General features: G+C 66.8%; 24 protein-coding genes. 12 read left to right on the top strand and 12 right to left on the bottom strand.

All coding sequences use genetic code 11. The features are described 5' to 3' along the window. Positions 1–101 precede the first annotated feature (101 nt). The 4 genes from ACSC1Y_RS02320 to ACSC1Y_RS02305 all read left to right on the top strand — a co-directional run bounded on the left by ACSC1Y_RS02320 (position 102) and on the right by ACSC1Y_RS02305 (position 5,952). Entirely contained in the window at positions 102–2,945 is a 2,844-nt protein-coding gene (locus ACSC1Y_RS02320; RefSeq protein ID WP_435332981.1) for a DEAD/DEAH box helicase, read from the top strand. A 108-nt stretch (positions 2,946–3,053) separates the two neighbouring features. Then, positions 3,054–3,656 carry a protein sorting system archaetidylserine decarboxylase gene (locus ACSC1Y_RS02315; RefSeq protein WP_435332980.1) on the top strand — a complete coding sequence of 201 codons (603 nt, stop codon included), beginning with the start codon at positions 3,054–3,056 and terminating at the stop codon, positions 3,654–3,656. Positions 3,657–3,732: 76 nt separating this feature from the next. Then, positions 3,733–4,872: a hypothetical protein gene (locus ACSC1Y_RS02310; protein ID WP_435332979.1), complete on the top strand. Its 1,140-nt coding sequence runs from the start codon at positions 3,733–3,735 to the stop codon at positions 4,870–4,872. 108 nt (positions 4,873–4,980) lie between these two features. Continuing rightward, on the top strand, positions 4,981–5,952 hold the full coding sequence (locus ACSC1Y_RS02305) for a metal-dependent hydrolase (protein ID WP_435332978.1): 972 nt from the start codon (positions 4,981–4,983) through the stop codon (positions 5,950–5,952). Here ACSC1Y_RS02305 and ACSC1Y_RS02300 read toward each other — a convergent pair. After that, positions 5,942–6,922: a winged helix-turn-helix domain-containing protein gene (locus ACSC1Y_RS02300; protein ID WP_435332977.1), complete on the bottom strand. Its 981-nt coding sequence runs from the start codon at positions 6,920–6,922 to the stop codon at positions 5,942–5,944. The two genes, ACSC1Y_RS02305 and ACSC1Y_RS02300, sit on opposite strands and share 11 nt — an antisense overlap. 94 nt (positions 6,923–7,016) lie before the next feature. After that, the gene (locus tag ACSC1Y_RS02295; RefSeq protein ID WP_435332976.1) at positions 7,017–9,221 is read right to left on the bottom strand and encodes an AAA family ATPase; all 2,205 of its coding nucleotides are present in this window, start codon (positions 9,219–9,221) and stop codon (positions 7,017–7,019) included. Positions 9,222–9,337: 116 nt separating this feature from the next. On the opposite strand from ACSC1Y_RS02295, the gene ACSC1Y_RS02290 reads away from it, so the two are divergent. Then, positions 9,338–9,472, top strand: a complete 135-nt coding sequence (locus ACSC1Y_RS02290; protein WP_435332975.1) for a DUF7128 family protein — start codon at positions 9,338–9,340, stop codon at positions 9,470–9,472. A gap of 45 nt (positions 9,473–9,517) precedes the next feature. On the opposite strand, the gene ACSC1Y_RS02285 is transcribed toward ACSC1Y_RS02290, so the two are convergent. Continuing rightward, on the bottom strand, positions 9,518–9,760 hold the full coding sequence (locus ACSC1Y_RS02285) for a DUF7508 domain-containing protein (RefSeq protein ID WP_435332973.1): 243 nt from the start codon (positions 9,758–9,760) through the stop codon (positions 9,518–9,520). After that, positions 9,760–10,182: a DUF5796 family protein gene (locus ACSC1Y_RS02280; RefSeq protein ID WP_435332972.1), complete on the bottom strand. Its 423-nt coding sequence runs from the start codon at positions 10,180–10,182 to the stop codon at positions 9,760–9,762. Before ACSC1Y_RS02280 ends, ACSC1Y_RS02285 begins: the two co-directional genes overlap by 1 nt. A 242-nt stretch (positions 10,183–10,424) precedes the next feature. On the opposite strand from ACSC1Y_RS02280, the gene ACSC1Y_RS02275 reads away from it, so the two are divergent. From ACSC1Y_RS02275 to ACSC1Y_RS02260, 4 genes are all read left to right on the top strand, one after another. Then, positions 10,425–11,156, top strand: coding sequence for a TraB/GumN family protein (locus tag ACSC1Y_RS02275; RefSeq protein ID WP_435332971.1), 732 nt, complete (start codon positions 10,425–10,427; stop codon positions 11,154–11,156). Positions 11,157–11,279: 123 nt separating this feature from the next. Continuing rightward, positions 11,280–11,528 (top strand): DUF8593 domain-containing protein, encoded by a 249-nt coding sequence (locus ACSC1Y_RS02270; protein WP_435332970.1) that lies wholly within the window; start codon positions 11,280–11,282, stop codon positions 11,526–11,528. Between the two features lie 154 nt (positions 11,529–11,682). Then, positions 11,683–11,967 carry an acylphosphatase gene (locus ACSC1Y_RS02265; protein WP_435332969.1) on the top strand — a complete coding sequence of 95 codons (285 nt, stop codon included), beginning with the start codon at positions 11,683–11,685 and terminating at the stop codon, positions 11,965–11,967. Positions 11,968–11,988: 21 nt separating this feature from the next. Continuing rightward, on the top strand, positions 11,989–12,513 hold the full coding sequence (locus tag ACSC1Y_RS02260; RefSeq protein WP_435332968.1) for a hypothetical protein: 525 nt from the start codon (positions 11,989–11,991) through the stop codon (positions 12,511–12,513). Between the two features lie 21 nt (positions 12,514–12,534). Here ACSC1Y_RS02260 and ACSC1Y_RS02255 read toward each other — a convergent pair whose 3' ends face one another. Next, entirely contained in the window at positions 12,535–13,299 is a 765-nt protein-coding gene (locus tag ACSC1Y_RS02255) for an aldo/keto reductase (RefSeq protein ID WP_435332967.1), read from the bottom strand. A gap of 104 nt (positions 13,300–13,403) precedes the next feature. On the opposite strand from ACSC1Y_RS02255, the gene ACSC1Y_RS02250 reads away from it, so the two are divergent. Both ACSC1Y_RS02250 and moaC read left to right on the top strand, forming a co-directional pair. After that, on the top strand, positions 13,404–14,840 hold the full coding sequence (locus tag ACSC1Y_RS02250) for an NAD(P)H-hydrate dehydratase (protein WP_435332966.1): 1,437 nt from the start codon (positions 13,404–13,406) through the stop codon (positions 14,838–14,840). Further along, positions 14,837–15,355: a cyclic pyranopterin monophosphate synthase MoaC gene (gene moaC / locus ACSC1Y_RS02245; RefSeq protein WP_435332965.1), complete on the top strand. Its 519-nt coding sequence runs from the start codon at positions 14,837–14,839 to the stop codon at positions 15,353–15,355. Before ACSC1Y_RS02250 ends, moaC begins: the two co-directional genes overlap by 4 nt. A gap of 6 nt (positions 15,356–15,361) precedes the next feature. Here moaC and hflX read toward each other — a convergent pair whose 3' ends face one another. Further along, positions 15,362–16,660 (bottom strand): GTPase HflX, encoded by a 1,299-nt coding sequence (gene hflX, locus ACSC1Y_RS02240; protein WP_435332964.1) that lies wholly within the window; start codon positions 16,658–16,660, stop codon positions 15,362–15,364. A gap of 290 nt (positions 16,661–16,950) precedes the next feature. Here hflX and ACSC1Y_RS02235 point away from each other — a divergent pair, with 290 nt between their 5' ends. After that, positions 16,951–17,271, top strand: coding sequence for an FUN14 domain-containing protein (locus tag ACSC1Y_RS02235; protein WP_435332963.1), 321 nt, complete (start codon positions 16,951–16,953; stop codon positions 17,269–17,271). A gap of 3 nt (positions 17,272–17,274) precedes the next feature. Here the strand turns inward: ACSC1Y_RS02235 and ACSC1Y_RS02230 are convergent, their stop codons facing one another. From ACSC1Y_RS02230 to ACSC1Y_RS02205, 6 genes are all read right to left on the bottom strand, one after another. Continuing rightward, a complete protein-coding gene (locus ACSC1Y_RS02230) occupies positions 17,275–18,306 on the bottom strand; it encodes a DUF7972 family membrane protein (RefSeq protein ID WP_435332962.1) in 1,032 nt (343 codons plus the stop codon). Positions 18,307–18,410: 104 nt separating this feature from the next. Beyond that, positions 18,411–19,136, bottom strand: coding sequence for a ribosome assembly factor SBDS (locus tag ACSC1Y_RS02225; RefSeq protein WP_435332961.1), 726 nt, complete (start codon positions 19,134–19,136; stop codon positions 18,411–18,413). 60 nt (positions 19,137–19,196) lie between these two features. After that, positions 19,197–19,970 carry an archaeal proteasome endopeptidase complex subunit alpha gene (gene psmA, locus ACSC1Y_RS02220; RefSeq protein ID WP_435332960.1) on the bottom strand — a complete coding sequence of 258 codons (774 nt, stop codon included), beginning with the start codon at positions 19,968–19,970 and terminating at the stop codon, positions 19,197–19,199. A 4-nt stretch (positions 19,971–19,974) separates the two neighbouring features. Further along, entirely contained in the window at positions 19,975–20,454 is a 480-nt protein-coding gene (locus tag ACSC1Y_RS02215; RefSeq protein ID WP_435332959.1) for an Rpp14/Pop5 family protein, read from the bottom strand. A gap of 39 nt (positions 20,455–20,493) precedes the next feature. After that, positions 20,494–21,129 (bottom strand): class I SAM-dependent methyltransferase, encoded by a 636-nt coding sequence (locus tag ACSC1Y_RS02210; protein WP_435332958.1) that lies wholly within the window; start codon positions 21,127–21,129, stop codon positions 20,494–20,496. Beyond that, a complete protein-coding gene (locus ACSC1Y_RS02205) occupies positions 21,113–21,817 on the bottom strand; it encodes an RNase P subunit p30 family protein (RefSeq protein WP_435333171.1) in 705 nt (234 codons plus the stop codon). Before ACSC1Y_RS02205 ends, ACSC1Y_RS02210 begins: the two co-directional genes overlap by 17 nt.

The following is a 21,817-nucleotide window of genomic DNA, read 5'->3' as shown; positions in this document are numbered from 1 at the left end:
TGTGACAGGAGACGATAGTCCTATTGCTCAACTCGCCAACGGGAATTGCTGAAAGAAAGTGCGGCGAGCGATTCATTGTACTCGCTCCACTAGTGAGCCCGATGACAGCCGGTGCCGCCGCGTTCACAGTACTCGGCGACGAGGTGCGAGCCGCGCTCTCGGAGCGAGGCTTCCAGACGCCGACGGCGACCCAGCGTGAGGCTCTCCCCGCCATCGGCGAGGGTCGACACACGCTCGTGGTCGCGCCGACGGGCACCGGCAAGACCGAGACGGCGATGCTCCCCGTGTTCGACGCACTGGTACAGGCGAACGAGGCTGCCGCCGCTGGTGAGGAGCGATTCGGCATCGGCGCACTGTACGTCACGCCCCTTCGGGCGCTCAACCGCGACATGCGAGAGCGGCTGGACTGGTGGGGTGAGACGCTCGGCCTCGACATCGACGTTCGTCACGGCGACACGACGCAGTACCAGCGGACGAAGCAGGCGAACGACCCGCCGGACGTGCTGGTGACGACGCCCGAGACGGTGCAGGCGATGCTGACCGGTTCGAAGCTTCGCGAGGCGCTCTCGGACCTCGACCACCTGGTCGTCGACGAGGTCCACGAACTCGCGGCCTCGAAACGGGGCGCACAGCTGACCATCGCGATGGAGCGGCTCCGTGAGCTCGCCGGGCCGTACCAGCGAATCGGCCTCTCCGCGACGGTCGGCGACCCGGCCGAGGTCGGGGCGTTCCTCACCGGAGGTCGCGACTGTGCCATCCGGGAGGTCTCCGTCGGGAGCAACCTCGACCTGCGAGTGCTCGAACCCGAGGTGACCGAGGAGGACGAACGCCTCGCCGGGAAGCTGATGACGGACGCGACGGTGGCGAGTCACGTCCGGACCATCCGTGACATCGTCGACGACCACGACTCGACGCTCATCTTCGTCAACACCCGCCAGACCGCAGAGGCGCTGGGCTCTCGCTTCAAGGAGCTCGACCTGCCCATCGGCGTCCACCACGGGTCGCTCTCGAAGGAGGCGCGAATCGAGGTCGAAGACGCGTTCAAGGCGGGCGACATCGACGCGCTGCTCTGTACCTCCTCGATGGAGCTGGGCATCGACGTGGGTCGCATCGACCACGTCATCCAGTACCAGAGCCCGCGGGAGGTCGCCCGGCTGCTCCAGCGCGTCGGCCGGGCGGGGCACCGCCGGGACGAGGTCTCGGCGGGGACTATCGTGACGACCCGGGCCGACGACACCTTCGAGGCGATGGCCATCGCCCGGCAGGCGAGGGCGGGGGAGGTCGAGCCGGCGGCCATCCACGACGGGAGCCTCGACGTGGTCGCCAACCAGATTCCCGGGCTCTGCATGGACGAGGGCGAGATCGACGCGCGCATGGCCTACGAACTCGTCACGCGGGCGTACCCGTTCCGCAACCTCTCCGAGGAGGCGTTCCGGGGCGTCGTTCGCGAACTCCACGGCAACCGGGTCGTCTGGCTCGACGAGGAGGCCGACCAGATAGAGAAGACCGGTGGGACGTGGCAGTACGTCTACGCCAACCTCTCGATGATACCCGACGAGGAGACCTACGAGGTCTACGACATGGCCGCCGGCCAGCAGGTCGGGACGCTCGACGAACGCTTCGTCGTCAACTTCGCCACGACCGGCGAGGTGTTCATCCAGCGCGGCGAGATGTGGCGTATCGTCGAGGTCGACGACGAGGAGGGGAAGGTCAAGGTCTCTCCCATCGAGGACCCTGCGGGCGAGGTTCCGACCTGGATCGGCCAGGAGATTCCCGTCCCCGAGTCGGTCGCGCGGGAGGTCGGCGAGTTGCGCGCGGTCGCCGAGCCGCAGTTCCAGCGCGGTGCGCCCCGGACCGCCGTCGCCCGCGAGTTCTGTAACCGGTATCCGGCCGACGAGACGACGGTCGTCTCCGCACTGGAACAGCTGGAGCGACAGGTCGACGCCGAGGCGCCGATGCCGACGGCAGACCGCATCGTCGTCGAGGGGCGAGCGAAGACGTTCGTCGTGAACGCGCCCTACGGCCACAAGGTGAACGAGACGCTCGGGCGCCTCCTGTCCGCGCTGCTCGGCCAGCGGACGGGCTCGACCATCGGGATGGACTCGGACCCGTACCGCATCGAACTGGAGGTCCCGTCGAATCTCCGCCCCGCAGAGCTCGTCGAGGTGCTGGAGACGACGGACCCAGACCACGTCGAACCGCTCATCGAACTCTCGCTGAAGAACTCCGACGCGCTCAAGTTCCGGCTCGCACAGGTCGCGGCGAAGTTCGGGTCGTTGAAGCGGTGGGAGGGCAGGGGGATGTCGGGCGACCGACTCCTTGCCGCGCTGCGCGACACCCCCATGTACGACGAGGCGGTGCGCGAGGTCTTCCACGAGGACCTGGCCGTCGACGACGCCAGCCGGCTGCTCCGGGCGATCCAGTCCGGGGAGGTCGAGGTCGTCTTCCACGGCGAGCTGACGCCCATCGGGACGGACGGCCACTCCGCCGGAAAGGAGCTGCTCGCCCCTGAGAACGCCGACGCGAGCGTCATCGAGACTGTCAAAGAGCGCATACAGAACGACCGCGTCCTCCTGTGCTGTGTCCACTGCAAGGACTGGAAACAGAAGACGAAGGTGCGACGGGTCCGGGACCAGCCCGAGTGTCCGAACTGCGGCTCGACGATGATAGCGGCGCTCAACCCGTGGGCCGAGGAGGTCGTCTCGGCCGTCCGTGCGAGCGAGAAGGACGACGAGCAGGAGAAGCAGACGGAGCGAGCCTACCGAGCCGCGAGTCTCGTGCAGTCCCACGGAAAACAGGCCGTCGTCGCCCTCGCCGCCCGCGGGGTCGGTCCGCACAACGCGGCGCGCATCATCAGCAAGCTCAGGGAGAACGAACAGGACTTCTACCGGGATATCCTGGCCCAGGAGCGCGAGTACGCCCGGACGCAGAGTTTCTGGTCGTAGTTTCCGGGATGTAACCGCACACCGTCCCCGGAACACACGAACCGTCCCCGGAACGCACGAACCGACCCCGAAACGCACAAACCCCTTCGACACCGCCTCCCGAACGAGATGCGCTTCGTACCCGCCGGCCGCCGATACGCCGCCGTCCTCGCCGCGGCCTCGCCTATCGCTACCGTACTCGCGACACCCCTCGCGGGAATCGCCTGTCTGCTGGGCGCGGCAGCGACGCTCCACTTCTTCCGCGACCCGCCGCGCTCGCCGCCGGAGTCAGGTACCGTCTCGCCCGCCGACGGTACGGTCTCCGTCGTCAGGGAAGAGGGTGACCGGCTTCGCGTGGGTGTGTTCATGAACGTGACCGACGTCCACGTCAATCGTGCCCCCGTCTCGGGAACCGTCACCGAGGTCGAACACTCGCCCGGACTGCACCGTCCCGCGTTCTCGAAGGACTCGGACAGGAACGAGAAGGTCCACATCCGACTCGACAGCGAGGCGGGAGACACCGAGGTCACGCTCATCGCCGGCGCGTTCGCCCGGCGGATCCATCCCTGGGTCGAAGCTGGGGACGAACTCGCTCGCGGCCAGCGACTCGGCCACATCGCGTTCGGCAGCCGGGCAGACGTGCTGTTCCCGCCCGAAGTCGAGCGCGAGGACCTGCTCGTCGAGAAGGGCGACACCGTTCGTGCGGGCGAGACGGTGCTGGTCGACCGGTGATAGAGCTGGTGAATCCGTGACACAGCTGGTCGACAGGTGACACAAGGTTTACCCTCGCGCCAGCGGAGTGTCAGGTGTGAACTGGGAGGCGGTTCGACGGCGAGCAGGCTCGTTCGTCGCCGGTAACGAGAACGACGTGGAGAGTGACGACGCTGAACGCGCCAACACCACCGACACCAGTTCGTCACACGTCACCCGCCGCCGGCTGCTCGCTGGCGCGGGCGGGCTGACGGCGCTCGGGGCCGGAAAGGCCGTCGACAACGTGTTCCTCGGCTACGGCGTCCTGCTCGGAACGAACCTCATAACCCAGGACCTCGCGACGCTCTCCGGTCAGCGGCTCGGCCCGACCCCGTTCGAGACGACGGTCGACGGAACGCGAGTCACGCTCGCAGGCGGCGGCCAGCTGACACTGACCGGGGAGGAAGGTGAGACGACGATCTCCCTCGCCGGAACCGGCTCGGAGGAGGGCGCCGCAATCGACGAACGCCACGGCCTGCCGGGCGTCGTCGAGGAACTCGTCCGTGACGACCCGATTCTCGCAGCGATGGGAGGTGCGGAGAACGCGGCCGAGCTGCCGGCCGTCCGGTTCGAGTTCCACCAGTACGGGTCGTTCTTCGACCGCCTCCGAGACGCAGAGACCCGTCCGTTCACGGTGATGCGACTGCGCGGGGACCGGTATCGCCCGACCACGACCGAGACGGTCCGGCGATTCACCGGTGCCGACGCGGCCGAGCCCAAGGGCATCGTCGAGGGGCTGGTCGGTGGTTTCCGGCAGTACTCTAACTACGATCTCCGTCGGTATACCGCCGGCTCGGTCGAGGATAACGTCCTCATGGGCCACGGCGACCTGCGCCGGCACTTCGAGTCCCCCGTCAGCTTCGATGCACTGCTCGCCGGCGAGAACACGGGCCTGTTCTGCTACGAGTTCGTCCACCGGTCCATCGAGGCGCTCCACGCCCTCCCCGCCCACGAGCAGTCCGCTCCTGTCTTCGGCGGCGTCGTCACGGACTACCGGCACAAACACGCCTACACCGCGGTCGGGAGCGTCCTCCGTGAGGACGGCGACCTGGTCGTCCCCGTGACGTTCGTCGACTACACCCACTCGACGCTGTACGACGACCTGTACCTGCGGGGACTCCTTGGTCGAGGCCTGAAGGCCTACGACGACCGCCACCGGGCGTCGGATATCTTCTGGAACGGCTACGCACGGGTCTGAGAACAGCTACGCACGGGTCTGAGAACGAACACGCGCGGGTCTGCAGCCGACCGGGACCGACCGGGACCGACCCGCGGATTTATAGCCGAGAACGGGGCAGAATGGAACGTGTACATCGGGCACGGACTGCTCGGGTTCGCCCTCGGGGGCCTCCTGAGCCGACGGCTGACAGCCACGCGCTCTCGGGCGCTCTCGCTCGCATTCCTCGCCGGGGGCTTCGGCATGGTGCCCGACGTCGACCTCGCGTACACGCTCTACGTCGTCGTGCAGGTTGGCCCGCAGAACCTCTTCCCGACGACGGAGCACGTCTGGGCGCAGGCAGGCTCGTGGGCGGTCCACCGCGCACTGACGCATTCGCTCGTGGTCGGGCTGCTCGGGGCGGGATTCGTCTGCCTGCTGGGAGCGGTTCGGGCGGGAACAGACCGGACGAGGCAGGCACTGTCAGGCATCGGGCTGCTGGTCGTCGTCGGCCTCCTCTACGCCATCGTCCTCTCGAGCCACGAGCGGCTGGGTGCGGTGACCATCACGCTCTATCTACTCGCGTGTTCTGGCCTGACGGTCGCCGGACTGCGACGTGCGGTCCCGTCGCGACTCATCGCGCTTGCCGCGGCTGTCGGGCTCCTCAGTCACCCCTTCGGCGACTTCTTCATGGGGTCACCACCGACGCTCCTGTACCCACTCTCGTCCGTAGGGCCGGAGTCGAAGCTCGCACTCGCGTCGGACCCGACGGTCAACCTCGTCCTGCTGTTCTCGCTGGAGGTAGTGCTCGCCTGGGCCGCTATCTGGACCTACCTCTCGCTTCGAGGGCGACGGCTCGGAGAGTTCGTCACGTCGCGAGCCGTCCTCGGGACCGGGTTCGCCGTCGCCGCGCTCTACATCCAGCCGCCGACGCTCGACCTCGCGTACCACTTCGCGCTCGGAGCCATCGGGACGGGACTCGTTATCGGTGCCGTTCCGTCACTGGCGACGTCGGACGGAATCGACCGGGAGACCGCGCTGCGTGGGCTCGGAACCAGTCTCGCGACGGTGACGTTCGCACTCGGTGGCTATCTCGTCGGGTACGTTCTCCTCACGCCGTAGGATCCGTGGGAGCATCGTTCGCGTCGACCGGTTCGCGTCGTTCCTCGACGATCTGCAGGTCCCGGTCGACGGTGAGGACGAGCCGCTCGTCGTCGAGCGACAGCGCGAGTTCGACCCTGAGGGGCTCTCGCTGAACCACGTCGGCTGTCTTCGTCGACAGCCACTCGTGGTCCCACATCGGCCGACTTCGGACGTCGACGCCGTGCTCGTGATGGAATGCGACGATTGCTGGATGCGAGAGCAGCGCAGCCCCGAGGTCGCTGTACCAGTTCTGGCTGCAGCGACGACACTCCGCGCGAGAGACGACCTCGAACTCGTCGTCGTCGGGGAGCCAGTCCGGCGCGTCGGGGTCGGCAGGGACCTGCAGTCGTCGCGCGAGCTGGCCGTGACAGGTCGGACAGAAGCCGAGGGATGCGATTCCGAGATGTCGTTTCAGCCACCGGTCGACGACCGCAGCGGCAGCGTCCGGGCCGTAGCCTTCGAGGACACCCGCGGGGACCTCGACGTCCGTGAACTGCATCCCGCAGTCGGTGCACGTGACCCGGACGGAGTCGGTCTCGAACGCGAGTTCCATCGGTTCGCCGCAGTCGAGACAGGTCGCGTTCATCTCGACAGTCTCGGCGTCCATCGCCTTCGTGTACCCGCCGGAGAGGACCGCGCCGACGACCTGCCGTCCCGCACCGGTGAGGTGGTAGCCACCGATTTCGTCGTCGTGTTCGCTCCCATCGTCATCATCGCCCCCAGTGTCACCGTCGTCTGGCTCCGCCTTCGTGACGAACCGTCCCGTCAGCTTCCCGAGGTGGTAGTTGAACTGGCCGGTGTCGCGGACGCCGACGCGTTCTCGGAGTTCGCTGAACGAGAGGTTCCCGTCCGCGTCGCCGAGCTCTTCGAGGATGCGAAAGCGCGTCTCGTGTCCGAGCAGTTCGAACGCCTCGTCGGGTGGGAGCTGTTCGATGACGACGTCGCTCATAACCGGGGGTTCGGCGGAGGCTGGTATGGGCCTTCGGGTCCGGCGGTCGTCGACCGAAACACGGGGTGGGCCGACAGAACCGGGTCGTGGAGTCCTACCGGGACAGCCGTTCCATCGCGGCCTCGAAGTGACGGCCCTCGATGACGAGCTCGTCGCGCTTCGCGTTCGCCACTTCGGGCGGCAGTCCGTCGGCGAGTTCCCGAATGGCGCGCATCGAGGCGTCCCTGACGAACGCCTCGATATCTGCACCGGTTGCCCCTTCGAGTTCGCCGGCGAGCGCATCGAGGTCGACGTCGTCGCCGATGGGCTTCTCTGCGGTCTTGACCTGCAGTATCTTCAGGCGGCCGGCGTGGTCCGGCTCCGGAACCTCGATGTGGGTGTCGAGTCGTCCCGGCCGGAGCAGTGCTCGGTCGAGGAACTCCTTGCGGTTGGTCGCCGCTACCACGACGAGGTTCGGGTTCTCGGCCAGCCCGTCGAGTTCGGTCAGGAGCTGTGAGACGACGCGCTCGGTCACCTCGTGACCGTCGTCACCGCGTTCGCCAGCGACGGCGTCGATCTCGTCGAGGAAGACGATGGAGGGAGCGGCCTGTCTGGCGCGTTCGAACACCTTCCGGACCGCCTTCTCCGACTCGCCGACGTACCGGTCGAGCAGCTCCGGCCCGTCGACGCGGATGAAGTTCACGCCGGTCTCCCCGGCGAGAGCACGCGCCAGGAGCGTCTTCCCGGTGCCGGGAGGCCCGTAGAGCAACACCCCGGAGGGCGGATTCGTCCGCGCAGCCTCGAATAGCGGACCGTAGGAGAGGGGCCACTCGATGGACTCGCGCAGGGTCTGTTTGGCGTCGTGCAGCCCGCCCACGTCGTCGAAGGTCACGTTCGGCTTCTCGGCGATGTACTCACGCATCGCGCTGGGTTCGACCGACGCCAGGGCGGCCTCGAAGTCCGCCCTCGAGACCTTCGGGTCCTCGTTCCACGCCCGTCGTCCCTCGTCGTCGGCGGGCCGGTTCCGGATGGCGACCATGGCGGCCTCGCTCGCGACGCTGTCGAGGTCGGCGCCGACGAAGCCGTGCGTCCGAGCCGCGATTCTGTCGAGGTCGACGTCCTCTGCGAGCGGCATCCCGCGGGTGTGCACGTCGAGTATCTCGCGGCGGCCGCGCTCGTCTGGGACGCCGATCTCTATCTCGCGGTCGAAGCGACCGCCGCGACGGAGGGCCGGGTCGAGCGAGTCGATGCGGTTCGTCGCGCCGATGACGACGACGTCGCCGCGGGATTCGAGCCCATCCATCAGCGAGAGGAGCTGGGCGACGACGCGGTTCTCGACGTCGCTCTCCTCGTCGCGCTTGCCCGCGATGGAGTCTATCTCGTCGAAGAAGATGATGGCCGGTGCCTTCTCTCGAGCCTGCTCGAACGTCCGCCGGATGCGCTCTTCGGAATCGCCCTTGTACTTCGACATTATCTCCGGGCCGGAGATGGTGATGAACTCGGCGTTGACCTCGTTGGCGACGGCCTTCGCGATGAGCGTCTTCCCCGTGCCGGGCGGGCCGTAGAGGAGGACCCCGCGCGGCGGGTCGATGTTCAGCTTCCGGAAGAGGTCCGGTTCGGAGAGCGGGAGTTCGACCATCTCGCGGACGAGTTCGAGTTCGTCGTCCAGCCCACCGATGTCCTCGTAGGTGACCCCGCTTTGCTGTTCAGGTGGCGGCGACTGGGCGACGGTCGACGCTCCGCGGTCACTGCCCGTCCCCGGGCCGCCGCCGGAGCCGGCCTCCGTACCCGTGTCGGCAGTCGTTCCTCCCGACCCGGAGCCGGTGACCTGTATCTCGGTCTGTGCCGTGATGCGAACCGGCGAGTCGGGTACCGTCCCGACGATCTGGAACGGAGCGGTCGAGATGCGCTCGAGTCGGATCCGTTCGTTGACGCTGACCGGCCGTCCCTCGAGGTCACGCGTGATGGCGCGCTGGACGAGCCCAGCCGGGACGCGCCCGACCGAGTCCGGTGGCGCGAGCCGGATGACCTCGGCGTCGGCGACCTCCCTGGCCGAGACCGTGACCGTATCGCCGATCTTCGCGCCCGCGTTGGCACGTCCGTCGGCGTCTATCTGGATGACGCCGTCGGGAACCTCCGACCCCGCTGGCCAGACCTTCGCGACCGTCCGGCGCGACCCCTCGATGACGACGGTGTCGCCGCTCAGAACCCCGAGAGCCTTCCGCGCGGACTCTGGGATGCGCGCGACGCCGCGTCCGGCATCGCGCTTCTCGGCGGCTCGCACCGTCAGGACGAGGTCCGTCCCTTCCTGAGAGCTCATGACAGGTATTTTTCACCGCGTGGTCTTGAGAATTCCCCTCTCCGGGAGAGGTGTCACGCCACCGAACATGACGACCCCGGGAAACGCCAAAGGGTGCGGCTGTCCACGGTTGCTACATGGTCACGCAGACCAGTCTCGACGGCACGACGTGGCACGAATGTGAGGATTGCGGCCTCCTGTTCGACGACCCGGCCGATGCCAGGGCACACGAGGCAGAGTGTGACGGGGACGACCCGTCCTACATCCAGTGACGGCGTCGCGGCCGAGCGCGGACGAGCGTCGATACGTCCCGGGAGTCAGAGTCGGTCACGGTGCTCGCGTGCGAGTGCAGCCGCCTGTTCGCGCGTCTGGGTGGCCTCCCAGCGAACCGTCGCTGCCCGCGAGTACGAGAGCGCGTTCTTCAGTTCGTCACGGAGGACGCCGTGGCCGACCTCGACGACTTCTCCTTCTTCGTCGCCGAGTTCGTACATCCCCAGGCGGTCGGGGACCCGTCCCAGCACGGCTCGGTCGAGGGCGTGCCAGCGCTTCCGCAGCGGCATCAGACGATCTCGAAGGAGTGCTCGCTCATCTCGTCTTCGGCGAAGACGAACACGCGTCCGCGGGCCTCGTCGGGGTCCGCGGAGACGGTGGTCCGGACACCGCCGCGTTTCACGTGGACGCCCGGAAACAGCTCCTCCTCCTCGCCGGCGCCGAGCAGTAGTCGACCGACACCGGTCGATTCGAGGATGTCGTCGTCTGTCTTCAGGTCGTTCACGTAGACGAGGACGCCCTCCGTCTCGGTCGGGTCCGTGACGAGGACCTGGACGTGCTTGCCCGGGGGACACTCGACGCTCCCCTCTCGCTTCTCCGGCACGCCGTGGTAGAACACGGACCGGCCGTCAGTGTACTCGACGGCGACGCCACCCTCCTGCAACTCCACGCCGAGGGTACTCGGCGCGATGTTGCTCCGGTGTTGGGACATGGACGGCGGTTGGTGGGCTGGCGGGAAAAACGCCCCGAAGCGGCCGTACCGTCTCGACGGGTGAAACCTGTCGCCCGGACAGTTCATCGCGGTGAGACTGCCGATAAGGCTTTATTTCTCGGGGCGTAACCCATCTCAATCTCGATGCGACGTGCAGGCAGGTCGCTCAGCTTCCCCCCACCACGATGGCTGAAACCAGTGATGACGTTGGAATCGACTTCGATAGTATCGACGACCCCCGAGTGAACGACGACCACGTCCGGACCGTACCGCCGACGGCCACAGCCGGACGGCTCGTCCTGCTCGGAATCGTCCACGACCACCCCGCGAGTGTCCACCGCGTCCAACACGTGGTCGAAACGTACGGCCCGGACGTGGTCGCACTCGAACTCGCGCCGCTCGCCGTTCCCCTGTTCGAGCAGTACGCGCGCGAGGAGCGGTCGCCACCCAGCCGCGGCGGTGAGATGAGCGCGGCCATCCAGGCGATGGATACCGACGCCAGTGTCGTCGGAATCGACGCGCCCACGTGGTCGTTCCTCAGGACGATGGCCGCAGAACTCAGGAACGAGAAAACAGCGATGTTGACCGTTCGTCGGGTCCTCGGAGACGTGTACGGTCTCTCTCGGCACGCGCTCGAGTGCAGAGTAACGGCCACGGTCGGCCCGCTGGGGCTCGTCTCGATGGACGAGGCCGTCCCCGAGATATCTCACGACTGCACACGCGAGGACCTACCGGCAGTCCAGGCTGAGGACGAGCGTCGGTTCATCGCGCGGAACCGGGCACTGAGGCGGGCCACGAAGACACCACTTCCGCTCACACTACTCGACGAGGCGCGCGAGAAGACGATGGCCCGACACCTGGCCTCACTCCGGAATCGGGGTGACGTGGTCGCGGTCGTCGGCCTCGAACACCTCGACGACGTCGCCGAACGTCTCCACGACCGGGCCGCCCAAAATGATGTCAATCCGATATAGAATCGAACTGTTGATTCCTAGAAATAATTATCAAGCTGTTGTTATATATCCTCTAATGTCCAATAAGGAGGTGGACACTCGCCCACCGCTGATTCGGAGGGCGGGGACGTCCGGAGTATACAAATGGTTCGACAATTCGAAGACAACGACAAGGGTAAGAAGGTAGTGTCCAACGACGGCGACACGATCGGACGAATCGAGCGAGTGAGCGGCAACAAAGCGTACATCAAGCCGGAATCGACTCTCTCGAAAGGGATGCGGAAGAAGCTGGGCTGGGAGGACGAGAAGAAGGACACCTTCGAGCTCAAGCACGACTCCGTCGACGACATCAACGACGACGAAGTCACCCTCTCGAGCAAGTTCTCCAAGTAGTCAGTTAACTGCTCACTTCCCCATTCTTTCATAGATACGATATAGTTCCGATACCGATAGCACCTCGGAAATCGGACGGCGACACTGCGCGAACACGGCGTCGGCCCCGTGACCGACGCCAGAATTTTTCACTCCCGTCGACGAACCGACGACCATGACCGACAGCGACCGCGTCCGGGCACACGTCTTCGTCACGGGACGGGTACAGGGCGTCTACTACCGGGCGAACACCCGCGATACGGCCGACGAACGCGGGGTCGCCGGCTGGGTCCGCAACCTCGAAGACGGTCGGGTCGAGGCGGTTTTCGAGGGGCCAGAATCTGCCGTCGAATCGATGGTCGACTGGTGTCACGAGGGCAGCCCAGCCGCGAGCGTTACCGACGTCGAGGTGACGTACGAAGAACCGACCGACGAAGAAGACTTCCGGATCCGATACTGACCACCGGTTCCCGAGACACCGATGACCGACGACTCACCCATCGCCGACCTGAACGACCGCTACCTCGAATCACTCGCCGAACAGGCCGCTATGCGGAGAGACTCGATAGCGCGACTCAGAGAGTCGGACGAGGAGTCCACTCTCGACGTTGACGCCATCGCTGCCGTCTGCCGGACGAGGTCCCAGGAGTTCGACGGCCATCTGGTCTTCTTCGGGGCGTCTGACTTCGGCCACCCGGAGGCGTTCGTCCCGGCGGCGGTCGACGGTTCCGCACTCAAACGGCGCGTGCTCGACGGTCTCCACGAGGAATCGGGCAAGTGGCAGGGCACGGACGAGGAGCTTCGCGCCGTTCGAGACGCCTATTTCGAGGCAGCGCCGAACCTCCACAAGGGCCTCGCGGTACTCGTGACCGAGGACGGCGTTCGCTACGACCTCGAAGGCGGCGTCGCCGAGACGAACAACTTCGTCACCATCCGGCAGGTAGCCGGGCTCGTCGACTGGCTGACGAACAGCTACCAGGCCGAGCGGTTGACGACGACGTACTGAGACGGTCCTGGCGGTTGCTCTTTACTCCGGGAACAGCTCCTCGCCCCGGGCCAGCTCGTCGATCTGGGCACACTCCGCTTCCGTCAGTTCGAGCTGTGCTGCCGCGAGGTTCGCCTCCTGATGCTCGCGACTCCCCGCTTTCGGAATCGTCGCGACACCCTCCTTCGCACAGAGCCACGCGATCGCCACCGCGGCGGGCGAGGTCTCGTGGGAGTCGGCGATTGTCGCGAGCGCTGGCTCGTCGAACACCTTCCCCTGTGCCAGCGGCGAGTAGGCGACGACCCGTTCGTCGTGTTCGCGCGCGTCGGCCAGCAGGTCGGGCGTCTGGAAGAACGGATGGTACTCTATCTGGTGGGCGAAGATAGGCGAATCGAGGGCGTCGCGGGCCTCGTCGAGTTCGTCGCGCGTGAAGTTCGAGACGCCGACGTGTTCAGTGAGGCCGTCCTCGACCAGCTCGTCGAACGCCGGGAGCGTCGTCTCGGGGTCGTACGCCTCGATTGGCCGGTGGACGTAGAGCAGGTCGACCGAGTCGACGCCGAGGCGGTCGAGGCTGTCCTCGGTGCTCTCGCGCACGTCCTCGGGAGCGAGGTTCGTCGCCCAGACCTTCGTCGCGAGGAAGACGTCGTCCCGGACCACATCGCTCCGGGCGAGGCCCTCCCCGACGACGGCTTCGTTGTCGTATATCTGTGCCGTGTCGAGGTGACGGTAGCCCGCGTCGAGGGCGGCGGCGATGGCGTCCGGGTCGTCGATGCCCATGGTGCCGAGGCCGACCGGTGGGAGGTTCATGCTAGAGGGTTCGGTGGCGACCCGGAAACCCTTTGGCGTGTGGCGAAACGGTGCTCGGGTCGCTCTCCCGTACTCTTTACGTCCCGCCCTGCGAAGCCCCGCGTATGATCACGAGCGACCGGATGGCGCAGGTCGACGAGAACGCCGCCGCCCTCGGCGTCCCGCGGAAACAGCTCATGGAGTCGAGCGGGAACGCCACCGCCCGGGTGGTCCGCGAGCACGCCGACCCCGGCGACCGCGTCTGCGTCGTGGCCGGGCGAGGGAACAACGGCGGGGACGCCTTCGTGGCGGTCAGATTTCTCGACGACTACGAGACGGAGACGTTCCTGCTCGGCCGCGAGGAGACAATCTCGACCGACATCGCCCGCGAGAACTGGGACGCTCTGCAGGACGCGGAGTACACCACGGAGGAGGTCCGTGACTCGGCGAACTTCGACCTCCCCGACTGCGACGTGGTCGTCGACGCGATGCTCGGAACCGGCGTGACCGGAGAACTTCGAGAGCCCGAGGCGACCGCCGCCGAGGCCATCAACGACTCGGACGCGACCGTCGTCGCCGTGGACGTCCCCTCCGGCGTCGACGCCGACACCGGGCAGGCGGACGGCGTGGCGGTCGAGGCCGACCACGTGGTCACGTTTCACGACGAGAAACCCGGCCTCGACTCGCTCGATGCGACCGTGACCGTCGCCGACATCGGCATCCCGGCCACCGCGGAGCTGTTCGTCGAGCGGGGCGACCTCCGCGTCCTCGGCCGGGACCCCTCGGCCCACAAGGGCGACTTCGGCGAGGTGCTCGTCGTCGGTGGCGGCCCGTACACCGGGGCGCCCGCCCTCGCCGGGCAGGCAGCGATGCGGGCGGGCGCGGACCTCGTCCACCTCGCCTGTCCCGAGCAGGTCGCTCGCGAGGTACAGGGCTACGAGGAGGGACTCATCGTCCACGGGCTCGCGGGCGACCTGCTCCAGCCCGAGCACGTCGACGAGCTGCTCGACCGGGCTCTCGACGTGGACTGCGTAGTCGTCGGCCCCGGGCTCGGCAGGGCAGACGGGACGCTCGACGCGGTTCGCGAGTTCCTCTCCTCGTTCGACGGAACGGCCGTCGTCGACGCCGATGCCCTCCGGGTCGTCCCGGACGTCGATACCGAGGCCGACCTGCTCTGTACGCCCCACCAGGGCGAACTCGTCGACATGGGCGGGGAGACCGCCGACGACTGGCGCGAGCGCCGGAAACTGGTCGAATCGTTCGCCGCGGACCTGGGGCAGACCCTGCTGGTGAAGGGTCCGTACGACGTGGTCTCCGACGGCGAGACGACGCGGGTCAACCGGACCGGCAACCCGGGTATGACCGTCGGCGGAACCGGCGACGTGCTCGCCGGCATCTGTGGCGCGCTCGCGAGCACGCAAGAGCCCGTCACCGCGGGCGCGGTCGCCGCCCACGTCAACGGCAAGGCTGGCGACGCGGTCGTCGACGAGCAAGGCTACGGTCTGCTCGCCTCCGACCTGCTGGATGGGATTCCGCGAGCCATGTGGGGTGACCGCGAATGAGCGGCCGAGAGGGCGAGTCCGACACCAGTCCCGCAGACGACCTCACCCACGTCGACGACTCCGGCGAGGCACAGATGGTCAACGTCGGAGACAAGCCGGACTCGGAGCGCCGGGCCGTCGCCGAGGGCACCATCCGCCTCCAACCGACCACCGTCGGCGCCATCCGGGCGAACGAGGTCGAGAAGGGCGACGTGCTGGCGACGGCGCGAATCGGCGCGATACAGGCGGTGAAGCATACTTGGGAGACCATCCCGATGTGCCACCAGATTCCCGTCACGGGGGTCGACACCGAGTTCACGGTCGAGGGGGACACCGTCACCCTGCGGGTCGCCGTCGAGACGACCGGAAAGACCGGCTGCGAGATGGAAGCGCTGGAAGGCGTGACGACCGGTCTCAACGTAGTATGGGACATGGTCAAGGCCGCGGAGAAGGACGCCGACGGGCAGTATCCCGACACGCGTATCGAAGACGTCCGGGTACTATCGAAGGAGAAGCAGGTCCAGACGGACGACTGACGGCACTCAGATCGACTCGACCGACGGCGACAGCTCGCCCGCCTTCGCCCGTGCCTGCTCGACGATGGCCGGCCGCGCCTCGAAGTCGACGAGCACGTCGTCGTCGCCGTAGTCCACCTCGAAGACGTTCCCCTCGTCGTGTATCCACGAGACGACGCTCATCGTGTCGTCGGTCATCGGGAGGACGAGCCGTTCCCGCTGCCACTCGGGCAGTTCGTCGACGATGCGGTCGTACAGCGCGTCGATGTTCAGTCCCTCGCGGCCGGAGACCGCGACGGGGTTCGGTGCCAGTGCGGCGAGCGCGGCGCGCTTCTCTTCGAGTTCTTCCTCGCCGACCGCGTCTATCTTGTTCAGGACGGTGACGATGGGCGCCTCGTTGCGCTCGTACAGCGTGTCGTGGCTCGTCACCAGCTTCTCGCGTATCTCCTCGACCGGCTCGGAGACGTCGACGACGAGCAGGACGAGGTCCGCCCGGTAGACCGAATCGAGCGTCGACTTGAACGACTCGACGAGCCAGTGCGGCAGGTCGGAGACGAAACCGACGGTGTCCGTCAGCAGGACGTCTCGCGGCTCCAGGTCCATCCGCCGGGTGGTCGTCCCGAGCGTGGTGAACAGCCGGTCCTCCGACTCCGCGGTCTGGTCGAGGTCGGGGTGGACGTCCTCGTTCTCGTCGACGTCGAGGTCGGCCGCGAGCCGTCGCATCAGCGTCGACTTGCCCGCGTTCGTGTAGCCGGCGAGTGCGACGAGGTCGAAGCCGGCCTCGTGGCGACGCTCGCGCCGGTTCTCCTCGGTCTGCTCGATGCGAGAGAGCTCGTCCCGGATGCGGCTGATCTGGTCCTTGATGTCCTGCTCGCGGCTGTCGTCGTACTCGCCAAGTCCCATAAATCCGGGATGTTCGTCCCGCTTCGCGAGGCTCGTCTTCGCCTCGGCGCGCGGGAGTTCGTAGCGCAGTTCCGCGAGTTCGACCTGTAGCTGTGCTTTGCGGGTCTGGGCCCGCTGGCCGAATATCTCCAGGATGAGCGTGAACCGGTCGATGACCCCACACCCGTCGGGGAGCTTCTGTCCCAGGTTGTACATCTGGTACGGGCCGAGCCGGTTGTCGAAGATGACCGTCTCGGCGTTCTCACGCCTGGCGAGCGCGGCCAGCTCGTCCGCCTTCCCCTCTCCGAACTGGAGTGCAGGGTCTGCGGACCGCGACTGGGTCAGCTCGGCGACCACGTCGTAGCCTGCGGCGTGGGCGAGCTCCCGTATCTCGGTCGTATCTGCGGTCCCGGTGTCGACTCGTTTCGCGATGATTGCCCTCATTAGAACGTTATCGTCCCTCCGCTGTCGGCACTGGCGGTCGTGGTGGCGGTTCGCGCTCCGGACGGGGCACAGCCCGCCCGGCAGGCCGTGCTAACCGTGCCGGTCCTGCACCTCCGTTGTGCGACGGCGGTCCATAGTCGTCTCTTGCGTCCCGTACCTCTTCAATCTCTTGCCAGGGTGGCTGTACAGATGGTCCTACAGAATCCGAGACCGTCGGTGCGCTCGAAGGCGGGAATTCGCCCGCAGGGACGCCCAAAAGACTTATTCGAACGTACGGTACGTATTCCGTTATGCTTCCGCTAGGATTGGACCCACAACAACTCGGGCTGGAGTTCGGGTCCGGTGCGGTCATCGGGGCCGTCATCGGATTCGCAGCCAAGAAGATCGCGAAGCTCATCGCGGTCCTCGTCGGCCTCGAACTCGCGCTCTTCAAGTTCCTCGAGTCGAAGGGCTACATCTCGGTCAAGTGGGACGAACTCTCGGGTGGGATACTGAAGGCCGCCGAAGGTGGAACGGACGTACAGGCCGGCTGGATCGAACCGATCATCTCAACGCTCTCTGTCGGCGCGGGCTTCACCGGTGGGTTCCTGCTCGGCTTCAAGAAAGGATAGTTCTCAGCTACCGGGCGACTCTTCTTTCGGTGTGAACGGACCGATCGACGCAGTGAGCCGCGCGATCGTCGCGATTCGCAGTACGTAGGCGAACAACACGGCGAACGGAGCGAACCCGATTGCGAGCGAGAAGGCGACGACGAGCAGGAGTCGGGTGCCGGACACGGGTGGGCCGCTCGACAGACCGTACCCCAGAACGGTCACCGACATCGCGGCTAGTGCAGGGACCCCGACGTACAGCAACCGCCGCGAGAGCCGGGCGAGTTCCTGGTGGACGTAGAGCGTCTTCAGGTACTGCCTCGCGACGCCGACGGTCCGCAACAACTCCCTGATGTCCTTCAGATCAGAGAGGGCCGACTCCGAAAGGTCGTCCTCGTGCGCGTCGCGGAGGTGACGCGCCTGTCGCATGTTCTGCGAGTAGTTGTCCATCAACACCGCAGAGAGCACGTTGAACGTCTCGTCGTCGCGCCCGTCGAGCTTCTCCTCGACGCTGTCGGCGTACTCTTCGATGGCCTCGGCGAACTCGTGCACCTGCTCGGCCACGTCGTCTCCGTCGTCGCTCAGTCGTTCGTCGAGCGATCCGGCCCGGTCCTGGAGCGTGTCGACGATGAGGCGGGTGAACTCGCCGGGGTCGGTCGGGGCGGCACTCACCCCGGCCCGATCCTCGAGCGATTCCCTGAACTCGATGGAGCCGTCCATCTTCTCGGACAGTTCGCCCGGCGACCCGAGCACCCGCGAGAGGACCAGCTGGTTGATGGAGAGCACTATGCTCACGATGGTGAAGACGCCGGTGATGGTCGCGCTGAACACGGGCGTCACGGCGCTGCTCTTCGTCACTCCGAGGAGTCCGGCCCATCCCATCCCGAACACGAACAGGAACATCGCGAGGACGAGGGAGGTCCAGACGAGCCGACGGTCGGCGCCGAGGAGAACGGACTGGCGGAACCGTCGCCAGCCCGGAACACCCTGGCCGTCACCGGGAGTCGTGGACTGGCCGCCGTCGTCGTCGACCTCGGATGATGTGTTCGCTGTCATGACGCTCGGTCGGTGCGTACTGGAGCGAACGGCCGCACCGCCCTTACGTCCCCACCCAAACGTATCGAAAACGGGTCAGTTCTCGTCGTGCGTGGCGCCTCGACTCACCGCGTCTTCAGGTCGTCTTCGTCCTTGATGATGCGCGTCTCGGCCGTCCCGCTGGTCCGGTCGTTGACCATGTCGTAGAAGTCGTTCTGCATCCCCGCGGGGAAGGTGACGACGCCCACCCACGAGCCGTCGTTCTGCCACTCCTCGCGTTCGAGCTCGCCGTAGTTACGGACCTGCGCCTGTGTACTGCCCGCATAATCGGCGGGGACGTGCACCGCGATGGTCACCTCGTCGAACCGGATGGGGATGACGGGCCGCAGCGCGTCCAGCGCGTCGTCGACCTGGCTCTCGACGGGCTCCATCGGGTCGACCTTGAACCCTGCCTGTTCCAGGGCGGACTCGATTCGCTCCGGCGGGTGCGGCGCGTTGTCCATCTGTGGGTTGACCGCGTTCCGGGCGATCTTGTTGATGAGCGATTTGCGCTTCTGTTCTTGCATCTCGCGGCGCTGGTCGGCGGTTATCTGTATCTCCCCGCGCTTGATGACCTCCGGGATGATCTTCAGGGGGTCGGTCGTCTCGAAGACCTTCTCGAGGTCCTCCTCCGCGGGTCTGTCACCCCGAGAGGCGTCCTCGAACACGTCCTCCGCCGCGATGACGTCCTCCAGTTCGCCTTCGAACTCGCCGCGTTTGATGGCGAGTGCGGCGTCCGGATCGACCAGTACCTCGAATCGTGCGCCGTGAGATTCGAGTCGCGCTGTCACGGCCTCGTCGAGTGAAATCATACCTGAACTGTACGTCGGGCAGTTAAAAAGGTGTTTCCCGCACCGATGGCCGGACGGGGATTACTGGACGTCCGCGTCGTCGTCCGCGTCCTCGTCTTCCTCGCTCGCGAGCAGGTCGAACTCGACCAGGTACTCCTCGACCTCGTCGTCGGTCAGCGAGACGAACCGCTCGGATTCGACGTCGACGGTCGCCAGCCCGAGCCCTTCGGGTCGCAGACCGCCTTCGGTCACCGTGTCGAGCCCGCGAAGCGCCAGTTCGATACCGCCGTCGAGGTCGGCCTCCTCGTCGTAGTGCTCCTCGAGGTAGTCCTGGATGTCGCCGCGGTCGGAGCCGACGGCGAGGGCCTTCCACTCGTACGGCGTGCCGGACGGGTCGGTCTCGTACAGTCGCGGTTCACCGTCCTCGATGCCGCCGATGATGAGCGCGACACCGAAGGGGCGCGCACCACCGACCTGCGTGTACTGCTGGATGTGGTCGGTCACGCGCTTCGTGAGCGTCTCGACCCCGATGGGTTCGCCGTACCGGAGCTGGTTGATCTGGGACTCCCGGCGGGCGAAGTCGATGAGCTGGCGGGCGTCGGCGACGTGGCCGGCGCTCGCGATGCCGATGTGGTCGTCGGCCTTGTGTATCTTCTCGACGCTGGTCCGCTCCATCAGGTCGGAGCGGATGCGCTTGTCGACGGCGAAGACGACCCCTTCGTTCGTTCTGACGCCGATACTGGCGGTACCCCGCTTGACCGCTTCGCGGGCGTATTCGACCTGGTAGAGGCGACCGTCCGGGGAGAAGATGGTGATACCCCGGTCGTACGCCTGCTGTGAAGCTTGTCCCTGCATAGTGTCACTCGAAATCGAGGTTCGTCGCGCCGATGTAGTCGCCGTCGACACGGACGTCGAGCACGGAATCTCGCTCGACGGCGTGACGGTCGTCCGACTCGAACGCGACCGTTCTCTCGGTCGGTCCTTCCGACGGACTTCCTAAGTACTTTTCCACACAGGCACGGATGGTGCCGGAGACACCGGTGACGGCGACGCCGAGGGCGTCACCGTTGACCGAGGCGATACACGCGAGGGACGCCCGGGCGGTGTCCGCTTCGCCGTGATGGGCGCGGACGACCGCGTGGCCGGTTCCGTTCGAGAACTCGAACCGGACGACGGTACAGTCGGCGTCGGCACTCCCGACGTCGCCGACGAGGTTCTGGGCGGCGTACCACAGCTCTCGCTGGAAGTCGCCGCGGTCGAAGCTCGCGTCTGGGGTCGACTCCAGTCGCACGGCGAGGTAGCGCCAGCGCGGCCGGAGGTGTTTGGGGAGGTGTTTCATTGGCTGGTTCGGTGGTTTGTCATCGGTTCGGGCGCCGGTTCAGTCCTCGACCGGCGGGATATCGACGCGCTCGCCGACGAGGACACCGACCTGGTCGTGGACGGGTTCGACGGCGGTGAGTACGAACCCCGCGTCGGTGAAGGCGTCGGCGAGGTGGCCGACTGTCGAGGGGTCGTCGACCTCGGGTGTGTAGAACGGCTCGTCCGGGTCGGGCTCGCCGAAGAACATCACGTCGCCGAGGACGAACTTTCGCGGGCCGAGGTCGGCGATGACCTGGATGGCCTCGCGTTTCTCCTCGTCGGAGAGGTGATGCATCGCGAAGTTGGTGACGACGACGGAGACGTCGCCGTCGAAGTTCGGCTCGCGGAACGAGCCGGTCCCGAACTCGACGTTGTCGAGTCCCGCCTCGGTCGCTTTCTCCTCGGCGGTCTCCAGCATCCCCTCGCTGATGTCACGACAGACGACGCGGCCGGCGTACTCGGCGAGCGAGAGGCCGATGGCGCCCGTGCCACAGCCGAGGTCGAGGACGGTGTCCTCGTCCGTCAGGCCGTCGCGGGCGTGTTCGAGGACGAGCGAGACGCAGGCGCGGTACTCGTCGGTGTCGTTGACCTCGTCGTCGTACCGGCCGGCCATCTCGTCGAAGCGGGCGGCGTGTTCCTCAATCGGTCTCTTCATACCGACCTCTACGCACCCCGGGTTCGATGAATCCCTCGGAGTCTCGCTCGCGATTGCGGTCGGCGAGGCGACCCCACTCGGCCAGCCCCTCGCGTATCTGGTCGGCCGAGAAGCCGACGTGCTCGCCGAGGGCGGCGAGTTCCCGCGAGGCGCGCAGCTCGAGGTGCGACTCCGGGTCGCCGCTGACGACGTACGGGACGTCGAACTTCTCGACGAGTTCGCGGAGTTTGCGGAGCGAGCGGAGGGTCTGAACACGTCCCCCGCCCGTGAGCCGGAGCACGTTCCGGAAGTTGAACTCGACGCGGACGCCGTGTTCGACGGCGGCCTTCGCCAGCACGTGGTTGAAGTCGCCCTCTCGTCGCATCGGGTGGGCGAGGACGTCGATACGCTCGTTCTCGACGGCGAACCGGTTCAGCTGGACGGTGCCGCCGTGACAGAGGAGGAGGGGATACTGGCGTCGGTAGTTGCCGACGTAGCCGGACGCTTGCGACGGGTTGTCCGCGCGGATTTCCAGCGCGGGCACGACGTCGATGTCGTACTCCTCAGCGATTCGCTCGTGGTCGTAGTCGGCTCGAGCGTCGCCGTGGTTCCTGACGACGATGCCGTCGTAGCCGTACTCGGCGGCGGTGTGGGCCAGTCGCGAGACGGTCGCCTCGCCGTCGGGGTGGGCGTGGACGGCCTCGTACAG

It is taken from the genome of Haloarchaeobius lipolyticus (assembly GCF_051208015.1).
In the GTDB taxonomy this organism is placed as follows: domain Archaea; phylum Halobacteriota; class Halobacteria; order Halobacteriales; family Natrialbaceae; genus Haloarchaeobius.
Note: the sequence above shows the minus strand (reverse complement) of the source record. Positions and strands in the feature narration are given on the sequence as shown.